Source organism: Streptomyces sp. NPDC020192 (assembly GCF_044388685.1).
Taxonomy (GTDB): Bacteria; Actinomycetota; Actinomycetes; order Streptomycetales; family Streptomycetaceae; genus Streptomyces.
In genome coordinates, this window is record NZ_JBIRXG010000001.1 from 110265 (window position 1) to 122466 (window position 12202).

Sequence of the window (12202 nt, forward strand, 5' to 3'; positions counted from 1 at the left end):
CGCACGCACCGATTGACGCACTGTCCCCCGCTGGCCACACTCCCAGAGCGCGGAACGCACAACACTGAACAGAAAGCCCCACGATCCCCCAGGACGGCCATGCGTCTCAGAAACATGCGTCTCAGAAATCTGCTGGTTCCCCTGTTCGCCCTTGTTCTCACCCTGCTGGCCGCCCAGCCGGGCTCCGCGCACATCGCGCGGAGCAAGTACGCCGGCTATCTATTCGTCTACTTCACCGGCGAGGGCCTGGCCGACGGCGAGCAGATCCACTTCGCCCTCAGCCAGGGCAACGACGCGTTGCACTGGCGAGAGTTGAACGGGGGCAAGCCGGTGCTGTCGTCGACCATCGGGGAGAAGGGCCTGCGCGATCCGTTCGTGATCCGCTCCCCGAAGGGCGACACGTTCTTCCTGATCGCGACCGACCTGATGATGTATCAGAACAGCAGCGGCAGCTGGGACTACGTCCAGCGGCACGGCAGCAAGTCGGTGATGATCCGGGAGTCCACCGACCTGGTGCACTGGACCGACCAGCGGCTGGTGAAGGTCGCACCGGACAACGCGGGCAACACCTGGGCGCCGGAGGCCCATTGGGACTCACGGCTGCACGAGTACGTCGTCTTCTGGGCGTCGAAGCTGTACGCGGCCGACGACCCCGACCACACCGGCTCGACGTACAACCGCATGATGTACGCGACCACCAAGGACTTCCGCACCTTCAGCGCGCCGAAGGTCTGGGACGACCCCGGGTACTCGGTGATCGACTCGACGGTGATCAAGGACAGGGGGACGTACTACCGCTTCACGAAGGACGAGCGGGATCCGAGCTCCAGCTCGCCGTGCTCGAAGTTCATCACCGCCGAGAAGTCGCGGGACCTGACGGCCACGAAGTACGACTTCGTCGCGGACTGCATCGGCAGCGGCGCCATCCAGCGCGGTGAGGGGCCGACCGTCTTCAAGTCCAACACCGAGAACAAGTGGTACCTGTTCATCGACGAGTACGGCCTGCGCGGGTACGTGCCCTTCGAGACCACCGATCTCGCCTCGGGCAAGTGGACGCAGTCCACGGGCTACGCGCTGCCGGCGAGCCCCCGCCACGGCACGGTGCTGCCGGTGACGGGGGCGGAGTACGAGCGGCTGCTCAGGACGTACGGCTAGGCTCAGCCGACGAAGTACGTCGGGTTCGGGATCTTGTACGTGCGGTCGGCGTAACCGCCGTCCAGGTCCGAGTACTGGTCGCCGAAGTTGGCGATGATCTCGTAGCCGAGGTCGTCCTCGATGTGCTTGCGGGTGCCGGACTTGTACTGCACCGTCGTGCAGGTCCAGGTGCCCGGGGTGGCGCAGTCGCTCAGGTAGGCCGGCGGGTTGGCCTTGTCCTTGAGGAACATGTGGTCGGCGTCGAGGTTCACATCGGCGCCGACCTTCTTCAGGTTGGCGACGGCGGCGGCGCGCTGGGCTTCGCTGAGACCGGAGTTGTAGAAGACCTCGACGCCCTTGGACTCGGCGTACTGGACCAGCTCGGGGCTGCCGAAGACGGCCGGCCGGTCGGCACGGTTCACGTAGTCGTTCCACGTGGTCGGACTGAACGTGTAGTTGTACCGCTTCTCGTAGTCCAGGCTGAGCAGCAGCGTGTCGTCGATGTCGAACATGACGGCCGGCTTCTCACCGTGCCGGTGCGCCTTGCGTGCGGCCTTGTCGATGTAGGCCTTGGCGTCGGCGTCGATCCGGTCCAGGTCCTTGGCGTACGGGCTGTCCGGGGACGCCTGGTAGACACCGTTGCCGTCGAGGCCGGTGCCGTAGTACGTGTCGATGTCCTTCACCAACTGCCCGATGTTGTAGGGCTCGTGGGTGGAGTTCGCCGTCGACTGCCGGGCACCGGCCGCGCCCGCGCCGTACAGCGCGACACCGGCGAGGGCACAGGCAGCACCGAGGGCAACGGCTCTGTGGGACTTCCGCATGAATTCTCCGGATCTGGTGATTGGAGTGACGTACCAGGTCAGAGACTGTCTACGCGCATAACACCCGACCCTGCGAGGGCTGTTATCCGATCGATACGCTCTTTCGCTGATCGATGTGCGGTTCACCGTACGGGGGCATGCCATGCGACGTCAGGGTCTCCGCGCCGAGTGGGGCGGCGGGAGCTGACTCCCGTCGCTCAGTTCATCGTCGCTCCGATCGTCGTGCTCCCCGTCGTCAGGAACGTCGTGTCCGGCAGGGAGCCGTCCGACGTGCGGGCGTTGTACGCGGTGGTGGCGTCGGTGGAGATGAACGGCGGGGTGGCGATGCCCGAGTCCCAGTTGTTGCCGGCCGACGTCACGTTGGAGCCCTTGCCGGCCGGACCGCTGCCGTTGCCAACGGCCAGGTACTTGCCGAGCTTGGCCGAGCTGGTCGCGAAGTAGTAGCCCCACTTGGCGTTCGCGTAGGCCGTCGTACGGTTGATGACGATCGACCCGGTGTTGGAGTTCTCCGTGAAGCCGTTGCCGGAGTTGTCCCAGGCGGCCGAGTTGTTGACGACGTGGGCGACCGTCACTCCGTTGCCGCCCAGTTTGAAGCCGTTGCCGTTGCCCTCGAAGGCGCTGTCGCCCCAGCGGTTCTTGCCGTTGCCGAAGGACCAGGTGTGCTCGATGGTCACCGGCGAGGAGAAGGACCACAGGTCGATGCCGTCGTCCGAGTTGTTGAAGAGCCGGGCCCCGGTGACCAGGTTGCCCGTGCCCGAGCCGAACTTGATGGCGACCCCGTCGGCGTTCTGCCCGTGCGTGGCGGCGTCGTAGTTGCCGTAACTGTCCAGGTTCTTGACGGTGTTGTTCACGGTGCCGTCGCCGGTGAGCGTGAAGCCGGAGTCGCCGTTGTCGATGGTCTTGTCGTTGTTCCAGCACGTCCCGGTGCAGGACTGGCAGACGACGGCGTGGCTCGGCCCGTTCTGGAACGTGATGTCCGAGACGTTCCAGTAGTCGGCCGTCAGCTTGAAGATCCACGAGCCGGAGGGGAGCGACGAGCCGTCTATCTTCACCGTCTCCGAGCCGTACGCCGTCAGCGTGACCGGGGACGAGGAGGTGCCGTTGGCCGTGGACTGGAGCGTGGCCGTCGGGTGGTAGGTGCCGCCGCGGACCTGGATGACGGTGCCTGCGGTGGCGTTCTTGACGGCGTTCGCCAGGTCCGTGGAGTTGCTGACCACCACCGTGGCCGCGTGCGCGGGCGCGGCGAGCAGGCCGAGCCCGCCGGCGGCCACGGTGAGGGCGAGGATCGTGCTCTTGATACGACGCATGACGTGCGGGTCCTTTCGCCGGCTCAGAGCGAGCGGATGGGTGAGCGGTTTGTTGGGGAGGACAGCTCGCCGTGAAGCGTGCATGAAGGCCGGTTCAACTCGATCGTGTGATCTGGGACGCCGGGTGCGGTGCCTGGGGGCACCCCCAGCGGTAGCTGGGGGAGTGCGGGGCCCCCGCTCCACGAGAGTGGTGGTTCGGGGCCTCCCCGTCGCCTCTGGCCGTACCCACATGGCCAGGTCGTGAGGGAACCGGCCTCTCGGGATCGGACCACGGACAGGATCCGGCGGGAGTTGGGGCGAGGGCATGGGCATGCTCCTTCGCGGTGCGTGCGGCTCTGAGAAGCGGGAGGAGGACGGCCGGGGCGGTGGGGTGCGCGCCCCGGCCGGCGGTTCAGCACAGGTGGCCGGCGCCTGCCTGGTGGTCGACGATGCCGGGTACGGCCTGCGCCGGGTCCACCTTCGTGCGCAGGGTCGGGGTCCAGCCGGCGCCCGGCTGGAGGATCTCGCCGGGCACCTGGGCGTTGTGCACGGCGATGAGGTCGGTCGGCTCACCGTTGACGTAGTTGTCGTCGGCGGTGATCGGCGACTCCTTCCACTTCTTCAGGATCGTGCCCGCCTTCACCCCGTCCGGCAGGGTGAACGCGTTGTGCTCGGCGACGATCTGGGACTCCATGCCGATGCCGTAGCTGTAGACGTAGTCGCTGCCGCCGGCGACGAAGTGGTTGTCGTAGGAGTCGACCTTGCCGAAGCGGACGCGCGGGGCGCGCTCCAGCACGTTGCGGTACAGGTTGTGGTGCAGGGTGACCCGGAGGTGGCCCCGGTCGATCGCGGCGGTGGCGGCGCCGTCGCTGTTGCCGATGAGGGTCGTCTTGTCGTGGTCCTCGAAGACGTTCCAGGACGCGGTGACGAGGTCGGATCCCTTGACGATGTCCATCTCGCCGTCGTGCTGCTCGTAGATCCGGCCGTAGTAGGACGGCAGGGAGCTGTCGGGGTGGTCGCCGTCGGTGAAGGTGTTGTGGTCCATCCACACGTGTGTGCTGCCGTAGACGGTCACGTCGTCGTACTCGGAGTTCCAGTTGCCGACGGCCGTGTCGGTCGGGTCCCACTGCGGGAAGCAGTCGAGGGCGCTCTCGAGGCGCAGGTTGCGCACGATGACGTTGTCCACGCCCTTGATCACCAGGTTGGCGCCCTTGAACCCGGCGTCCTTGCCGATGCCGACGATCGTCGTGTTGGCGGGGACGTTCGCCTCGACGTAGGCGGCCTGGTCGGCCGCGGAGGCGCGGCGCAGGCCCTCGGGGCTGTCGGCGGGCTCGCCGTCGAGCTTCTTGGTACGGCCCCACACCGCCGGGTCGTAGGTCTTGAGGTAGGTGGCGAAGTCGTAGCCGGGCACGGCGAAGGAGGAACAGTCGCGTGTCGTGTCGATGGTCCCCTTCACCCTGATGATCCGCGGGGCGGTGCCGCCGTCCTTGAGGGCCGCCTTGAACGCGTCCCAGGTGCTGACGGTGTACACATGCGCGGAGTCGGCGGCGGACCCGCCGGTCGTCCCGGTGCCGTCGGCCGCCCAGCCGTCGTTCGCCGGCAGCACCTGCCGGTCCAGCCCCGTCCGCGGACCGGGCTGGGCGGAGGCGGTGGCGGTGCCGGTGACGGCGAGGACCAGGGCCGTGCAGCCCACGAGCCATGCCATGACGCGTCCATGACATTTCTGTGTGCGCACTGTGCGGGTCTCCTCTGTGAAGGTCAGGCAGTGGGCGCCGGCGGCCAGGTGATCCAGGACGCCGGGATGTCCTCGTGCAGCCGTACGACGTCGTGCCGCGCCAGCACCCGGGTGCGCAGCAGCTCCTGCGCCACGAGCCGGGCCACGGCGATGGCGCCGGGCGGGTTGAAGTGCGTGTTGTCCTGCTCGGTGGCGGTCCAGTTGAAGTAGGTCTTCGTCTCCTCCACCCCGAGGCGCTGCCACAGCGCGAGCGACAGCGCCTCGATGTCGAGCAGCGCGACGCCCTCCTCCCGCGCGAGCGCGCGCATGGCCGCCGGGTAGTCGCCGTGGGTCGGCACGGCGTTGCCGTCGGCGTCGAATCTGCGGCGCTCGACCGGGGTGGCGAGGACGGGCCGGGCCCCGTGGGCCCGGGCGCCGTCGAGGTAGAGCCGCAGATACTGCTGGTACGTCGTCCACGGCTCGGTGGAGCGGGTGGGGTCGGTGGCCTTCTCGTCGTTGTGCGCGAACTGGACGAGAAGGAGGTCGCCGCGCCGGATCTCGGAGAGGATCGCCTCCAGTCGTCCCTCGTCGACGAAGCTCTTCGAACTCCGGCCGTTCACCGCACGGTTGGCGACCGTCACCTCCTTCCTGAGGAAGAAGGGGAGGGCCATTCCCCACCCCGTCTCAGGAGCCTCGTCGGCGTGTTTCCGCGCTGCCGTCGAATCACCGGCGATGTAGAGGGTGCGCTGCCCTCGCGGGGCACGACCTGTGAGGGGAACGGCCGCCAGAGCGGCGGCCGTCACCTGTCTGCGGGTAAGGGACATCAGTGGTTCTTCTTCCAGTCCGCCTGCGCCTTGTCGAGCTGGTCGGCGAGCGTGTCCAGGAACTGCTTCGCGCTCAGCTTTCCGAGCAGCAGCTTCTGGAAGTTGGACTCGTTGTCGGACTTGGAGATGGTGTTCCAGTCGGGCAGGTAGTACGGCAGCTGGACGATCTTCGTGTTGGCCCCGTTGAGCGCCTCGGCCGCCAGCTTGGTCGGCTCGGCCTGCTGGATCCACGCGTCCTTCGCCGCGTCCGTGTTGGCCGGCACCTGCCCCGCCGACCGGTTGAACTTGGAGTTCTCCGCGGCCGAGACCGCGAACTCGATGAACTTCCAGGCGGCCGCCTTGTTCTTGCCGGACTTGAACAGGCTGAGTCCGTCCACCGGGTTGGACACCTGAACGCGCGTTCCGTCGTCCTGCGTCGGGTTCGGAACGCCCCGGAACTTGTCCTTGCCGAGCGCCTTCAGATGGTCCTGGTAGGAACCGAGGTTGTGGCCCAGCATGCCGATGGTGCCGCTGTCCCACTGGGCGACCATCTTCGTGAAGTCGTTGTTGACGTCGGCGGACGGGGTGTCCTTCTTGTAGAGCGCGACGTACTTCTCCAGCGCGGCCACGTTCTTGGGGTCGTTGACGGTGGTCTTGTCGCCGTTCCAGAACGAGGTGATGCCGGTCTGGCCGTACACCGCGTCCAGGGCCGGGGCGATCGATCCCGCACCACCGCGGATGGTGAAGCCGAACTCGTTCTTGCCCTTGTCCGTCAGCTTGTCGGCGGCCGCGTAGAACTTCGACCAGGTGGTCGGAGCGTCCAGACCCGCCTTCTTGAACAGGTCCGTCCGGTACCACAGCGTGCCGTTGTTCGCTGAAGTGGGCACCTGGTAGAGGGTGTTGCGGCCGCCGGCCGCCTTGCTGACGTCAAGTAGGTTCTGGCTCAGCTTTCCGTTGAGGGTGCTCTTCGACAGCCGGGAGTCCAGGGGTTCCAGCGCGTTCTGGGCCGCGATCTCGGCGAGCATCGCGGTGCCCACACCACCGACGTCGGGCAGCCCGCCGCCCTGGATCGCGGTGTCGTACTTGGACTGGGCGCCGGCCGCCGGGATGCCGACGTAGTTGACCTTAATATCCGGGTACTTCTGCTCGAAGTCGGCGATGATCTGCTTCCAGATGTCCGTGCGGACACCGCCGTTGTTGTCCCAGAAGGTGATCGTGCCCTTGCCGGACCCCTCGTTCCCCTTGTCCCCCGCGCTGCCGCTGCCGTTGTCGCCGCACGCGGTCGCGGTCAGCGCGAGGACGGAGCCCAGGGCGACGGCCGTGGCGGCGTGCCGGCTTCTGCGGATGCTGCTTCTCATGAGTCGGCTCTACGATGGCGTCCTTCAGATGGGGCAGGGTGATGTGCCAGAACTGCTTGAGCCTGCTTGCCCCGTCGACCTCGGCGGCCTCGTACAGGTCCCTGGAGACGGACTGGAGGTCGGCGAGGATGAGGATCGCGAAGAAGGGCACGCCCCGCCACAGGTCGGCGACGACCGCCGCCGGAAAGACCGTCGAGGTGTCCGAGAGCCAGCTGGTGCCGTACGACCCGATCCCCGCGTCGGCGAGGTAACGGGTGATGCCCGTCTGGGAGTTGTAGAGCAGCACCCAGATCGCGGAGGTCAGCACGCCGGAGACGGCCCACGGGGAGAAGACCAGCGCGCGGCCCAACGCCCGCCCGACGAAGGTCTGGTTGACGATGAGTGCCAGCGTCAGGCCGAACAGCAGCTGCAACCCGACTTCCACCACGACCCACTTGGCGCTGAAGGTCAGCGTGTCCCAGAACTGGGGGTCGTGCGCGAAGATCTGCGTGAAGTTGCCGAATCCGGCGAAGCCGTTCCGCCATGGCTTGGTCGGGTTGTAGTTCTGCAGGCTGTAGTAGAAGACGCTGAGCACCGGGTAGGCGATGAAGCCCAGCATCAGCAGGGCCGCCGGGGCGATCAGCAGGTACGGCAGCCTGCGCGGGGTCGCGGAGGCACGGCGCCGCCGGGGTGGCGCGGGCGGTTTCGCCACGGCTGCGGCTTGGGCCATGACTGTTCTCCGTTCGCAGTGGACGTTTACAGCGGGTGGGGCTCTACAGGAAGCGCTTGCTAGATACATATGGGTGAAGCGCTTCGACGATGGAGAGACGAGGGTCAGCCGGCGTACGGGTCCGGCACCTGGCCCGGCCGGGCGAGGAACTCGAAGTCGCAGCCGGTGTCGGCCTGGGTGATCTGCTCGTTGTAGAGGGCGCCGTAGCCGCGCTCGTACCGGGCGGGCGGCGGAGTCCACTCGGCCCTGCGGCGCGCCAACTCCGCGTCGTCCACGTGGAGATGGAGGCTGCGGGCCTCGACGTCCAGGGTGATGAGATCCCCGGTGCGCACCAGCGCCAGGGGCCCGCCGACGTACGACTCCGGGGCCACGTGCAGCACGCAGGCGCCGTAACTCGTGCCGCTCATCCGGGCGTCGGAGATCCGCACCATGTCCCGCACGCCCTGCTTCAGCAGGTGGTCCGGGATGGGGAGCATGCCGTACTCGGGCATGCCAGGGCCGCCCTTGGGCCCGGCGCCCCGCAGCACCAGCACACTGTCGGCGGTGATGCCGAGCGCGGGGTCGTCGATGGTGCGCTGCATGGTCCTGTAGTCGTCGAAGACGACGGCCGGGCCGGTGTGCTTGAGCAGCTGCCGCTCGGCGGCGATGTGCTTGATGACCGCGCCGTCCGGGCAGAGGTTGCCGCGCAGCACGGCGACCCCGCCCTCGCTCGCGACCGGGTTGTCCCGGGTCCGGATGACGTCGTCGTGGTGCACCCGGGCGCCCGCGATCTGCTCGCGCAGGGTGTCGTACGACACCGTCGGCCGGTCCAGGTGGAGCAGGTCCGGGATCCGGGAGAGGAAACCGGGCAGGCCGCCGGCGAAGTGGAAGTCCTCCATGAGGTACTTCCGGCCGCCGGGGCGGACGTTGGCGAGGACCGGCACGGTACGCGCGATGCGGTCGAAGTCGTCCAGGGTGAGCCGGACGCCCGCCCGGCCGGCCATGGCGATCAGATGGATCACGGCGTTGGTGGAGCCGCCGAGACCGAGCACGGTGGTGACCGCGTCCTCGAAGGCGTCACGGGTGAGGATCTCGGAGAGTCTCCGGTCCCGGTGGACCAGTTCGACGGCCGTCATCCCCGCCCTGGCGGCCATCCGGTCGTGCCCCGAGTCCACCGCCGGGATGCTGGAGGCCCCCGGCACGGTCACGCCGAGCGCCTCGGCGGCGGCCGTCAGCGTGGACGCCGTACCCATGGTCATGCAGTGGCCCGGCGAGCGGGCCAGGCCGCTCTCCAGCTCGGCCGTCTCGCAGTCGCCGATGAGGCCGGCCCGCTTGTCGTCCCAGTACTTCCACATGTCGGTGCCGGAGCCGAGGACCTCGCCCCGCCAGTGTCCGGGGAGCATGGGCCCGGCCGGCACGAAGACGGCGGGGAGGCCGACGCTCGCCGCCCCCATGAGCAGCGCGGGGGTCGACTTGTCGCAACCGCCCATGAGCACCGCGCCGTCGACGGGGTACGACCGCAGCAGTTCCTCGGTCTCCATCGCGAGCAGGTTGCGGTAGAGCATGGGGGTCGGCTTCTGGAAGGTCTCGCTGAGCGTGGAGACCGGGAACTCGAGCGGGAAGCCCCCGGCCTGCCACACCCCGCGCTTGACGGCCTGCGCCCGGTCCCGCAGATGCACATGGCAGGGATTGATGTCGGACCAGGTGTTGAGGACGGCGATGACCGGCTTGCCGAGGTGCTCCTCGGGCAGATAGCCGAGCTGGCGGGTACGGGCCCGATGACTGAAGGAGCGCAGTCCGTCGGTGCCGTACCACTGGTGGCTTCTGAGCTCTTCGGGGCGCTTGCGGGGCGCGTTCACATGGACCACCCGGCGGCGATGGCGGCGACCTCGGCGCGCTCGTCCTCGGGGAGGTTCCGGCTCGGCGGGCGGACGTCCCGGCGGCACAGGCCGAGCGAGGCGAGGGCCTCCTTGACGACGGTGACGTTGTTGGCGGAGCCATGGGCGGCACGGAGTTCCTCGAAGCGGCGGATCTGCTCCCAGACCTTCATGGCGGCCGGATAGTCGCCGGATCGAAGCGCTTCGATCATGTTCAGCGAGACGGCCGGGGCGACGTTCACGAGTCCGGAGGTGAAGCCGGTGGCGCCCGCCGAGAAGTAGGAGGGTGCGTACGGCTCGGCGAGACCCGCGACCCAGACGAAGCGGTCGAGGCCGGCGTCGCGGGCGAAGGCGGCGAAGCGGGAGGCGTCCGGTACGGCGTACTTGACGCCGATGACGTTCGGACAGTGGTCGGCCAGTTCGGCGAGCCGGGCGCCGGGCAGCCGGGCGTCGCGCAGATACGGCACCACACCCAGCTCGGGCACGGACTCGGCGATGGCGCGGTGGTAGTCGACCCAGCCGGCCGCCGAGACATAGGGGTGCGCGGGCTGGTGCACCATGACCATCCCGGCGCCGAGGTCACGGGCGTGCCGGGCGGAGGCGACGGCGGTGGGCAGATCGTGGCCGACCCCGACGAGGATCGCCGCGCGGTCGCCGGTCTCCTCGATGGTCAACTCGGTGACCAGGCGCCGCTCTTCGGGGGTGAGGGCGTAGAACTCGCCGGTGTTGCCGTTCGGGGTGAGGGTCCTGATCCCGGCGTCGAGCAGGCGGCGCAGCAGGGCCCGGTGGGTGCCGCCGTCCACGAAGCCGTCCGCGGCGAAGGGCGTCACCGGGATGGCCACCACGTCGGCCAGTGCCGCCCGCCTGCTCTCGAACGTCACGCTGCTCATTGAAGACCTTCCTCTGCGGGAGGCTCGGGGTCCGAGGTGTCCAAGGTGTCCGAGGGGAATGCGCGCTGGACGAAGGAGCCGATGTGGGCGTGCAGGGCGCCGGCGGCACCGTCGGCGTCGCCGGCGAGCGCGAGCCGCAGGATCTCCCGGTGCTCGGCGGCCTCCCGCCCCCAGGAGGGGTCGGTGGCCCAGGCGACGGCGGAGACGAGGGCGGCCTGGTCGCGGACCTCGTCCAGCATCCGGCCGAGCAGCGGATTGCCGCAGGGCAGGTAGAGGGCGCGGTGGAACTCCCGGTTGGCGAGCGACCGTTCCGCGGTGTCGGTGGCCTCGTCGGCACGGGAGAGCGCGTCGCGGGCGGCATCGAGGGAGGCACCGCGCCGCACGGCCCTTCGCAGCGCCTCGGGCTCCAGCAGCAACCGCACGTCGTAGACCTCGCGCGCCATGTCCGCGTCCACCATGCGCACCGTGACGCCCTTGTACTGGCTCATCACGACCAGCCCCGTCCCGGCGAGGGTCTTCAGCGCCTCGCGCACGGGAGTCTTGGACACCCCGAACTGCGCGGCCAGCTCGGTCTCGACCAGGGCCTGTCCAGGCGTCAACTGCCCGGTCAGGATGCGGTGTTTGATCGCGTCCAGCACGAACTGCGTGCGGGACGGGATCGGGGTGGGCACAGAGGTCATGCGGCCCTCTCGGATCTCACATATCGCGTCTCATATATGACGTACGAAGTACGACGCGGTTGAAGGTAAGAGGGGGCCTGTGCTTCGTCAATGCTTCCCGCAAAGGAAGTTGTGGCGGCCGAGGCCTGGGCCTCAGACGGTGTGGACGTCGCCCTCGACGGCGGCGCGGGTGGGCCGGCCGGAGACGGCGGCGGCGCGGGCGGTCGCCGACTCGCGGGTGAGCGTGGGCCCGACGTGGGTGACGAGCAGCTCCCGCACCCGCGCCTCATGGGCGATGCGGCCGGCGTCCTCGGGCGTCAGATGCACCTGCTCGCCGTGTTCGCTCTCGCGATGCGCGTCGAGGTCGGCCTCGCACAGGAACAGGTCGGCGCGGGAGGCGAGTTCGCCGAGCGCGGCGCACGGCCCGCTGTCCCCGGAGTACGCGAACACACTGCCCTGGCACTCGGCGCGCAGCCCGTAGGCCTCGGTGTCGTGGGCGACGGCACGGGCGGTCAGCCGCAGGTTCCAGTGCCGGACGTCATGACCGTCGTACAGGGCCCGGAAGTCGAAGACGCCCTTCAGGAACTCGACGTCCGGCCGCCCGAAGAAGCCGGCCAGCCGCTGGGCGCAGTCCTGCGGGGCGTACACGGGGACCGGCGCGTGCGGGGTCATGCCGCCGAAGGCGAAGGCGTACGCCGCGGCGAGCAGATCGGCACTGTGGTCGGCGTGCAGATGCGAGATCCAGATCGCGGTGAGCCGCGCCGGATCCGTGTGCTGCTGCAACGCCGCGAACGACCCGCCCCCGGCGTCCACCCACACCTCGGCCCCGCCCCCGGCCAGCAGATACCCCGAACAGGGCCGACCGGGGCCGGGGTGCGGGGAGGCGGTGCCGAGGACGGTGAGGCTGAGGGGCATGGGGGAAGATTACGGCGCCTTGTGAACGAGGGGCGCGGCAACTCCCTCAGGGGCGCT

General features: G+C 68.9%; 10 protein-coding genes and 1 pseudogene. 1 reads left to right on the forward strand and 10 read right to left on the reverse strand.

What is annotated here, in order from left to right; genetic code table 11:
* Nucleotides 1–114 precede the first annotated feature (114 nt).
* Nucleotides 115–1149, forward strand: a pseudogene (locus tag ACH47Z_RS00545) (glycoside hydrolase family 43 protein); the annotation flags it as partial.
* An 8-nt stretch (nucleotides 1150–1157) separates the two neighbouring features.
* On the opposite strand, the gene ACH47Z_RS00550 reads toward ACH47Z_RS00545, so the two are convergent.
* From ACH47Z_RS00550 to ACH47Z_RS00595, 10 genes are all read right to left on the reverse strand, one after another.
* Nucleotides 1158–1955 (reverse strand): HAD family acid phosphatase, encoded by a 798-nt coding sequence (locus ACH47Z_RS00550; RefSeq protein ID WP_399068957.1) that lies wholly within the window; start codon nucleotides 1953–1955, stop codon nucleotides 1158–1160.
* A gap of 197 nt (nucleotides 1956–2152) precedes the next feature.
* Nucleotides 2153–3262: a chondroitinase-B domain-containing protein gene (locus ACH47Z_RS00555; protein ID WP_399068959.1), complete on the reverse strand. Its 1110-nt coding sequence runs from the start codon at nucleotides 3260–3262 to the stop codon at nucleotides 2153–2155.
* Between the two features lie 391 nt (nucleotides 3263–3653).
* Nucleotides 3654–4946, reverse strand: coding sequence for a polysaccharide lyase family 1 protein (locus ACH47Z_RS00560; RefSeq protein ID WP_399068961.1), 1293 nt, complete (start codon nucleotides 4944–4946; stop codon nucleotides 3654–3656).
* Nucleotides 4947–4999: 53 nt separating this feature from the next.
* The gene (locus tag ACH47Z_RS00565) at nucleotides 5000–5779 is read right to left on the reverse strand and encodes a rhamnogalacturonan acetylesterase (RefSeq protein ID WP_399068963.1); all 780 of its coding nucleotides are present in this window, start codon (nucleotides 5777–5779) and stop codon (nucleotides 5000–5002) included.
* Nucleotides 5779–6972: an ABC transporter substrate-binding protein gene (locus ACH47Z_RS00570; protein WP_399070326.1), complete on the reverse strand. Its 1194-nt coding sequence runs from the start codon at nucleotides 6970–6972 to the stop codon at nucleotides 5779–5781. Before ACH47Z_RS00570 ends, ACH47Z_RS00565 begins: the two co-directional genes overlap by 1 nt.
* Nucleotides 6884–7825, reverse strand: a complete 942-nt coding sequence (locus ACH47Z_RS00575; RefSeq protein WP_399068964.1) for a carbohydrate ABC transporter permease — start codon at nucleotides 7823–7825, stop codon at nucleotides 6884–6886. Before ACH47Z_RS00575 ends, ACH47Z_RS00570 begins: the two co-directional genes overlap by 89 nt.
* A gap of 104 nt (nucleotides 7826–7929) precedes the next feature.
* The gene (gene araD / locus ACH47Z_RS00580; protein ID WP_399068966.1) at nucleotides 7930–9663 is read right to left on the reverse strand and encodes an L-arabinonate dehydratase; all 1734 of its coding nucleotides are present in this window, start codon (nucleotides 9661–9663) and stop codon (nucleotides 7930–7932) included.
* On the reverse strand, nucleotides 9660–10571 hold the full coding sequence (locus tag ACH47Z_RS00585; protein ID WP_399068968.1) for a dihydrodipicolinate synthase family protein: 912 nt from the start codon (nucleotides 10569–10571) through the stop codon (nucleotides 9660–9662). The genes araD and ACH47Z_RS00585 overlap by 4 nt, the downstream gene beginning before the upstream one ends.
* A complete protein-coding gene (locus tag ACH47Z_RS00590; protein WP_399068970.1) occupies nucleotides 10568–11251 on the reverse strand; it encodes a GntR family transcriptional regulator in 684 nt (227 codons plus the stop codon). Before ACH47Z_RS00590 ends, ACH47Z_RS00585 begins: the two co-directional genes overlap by 4 nt.
* Before the next feature lie 132 nt (nucleotides 11252–11383).
* Nucleotides 11384–12145, reverse strand: a complete 762-nt coding sequence (locus ACH47Z_RS00595; protein WP_399068972.1) for an MBL fold metallo-hydrolase — start codon at nucleotides 12143–12145, stop codon at nucleotides 11384–11386.
* Between the last annotated feature and the right edge of the window lie 57 nt (nucleotides 12146–12202).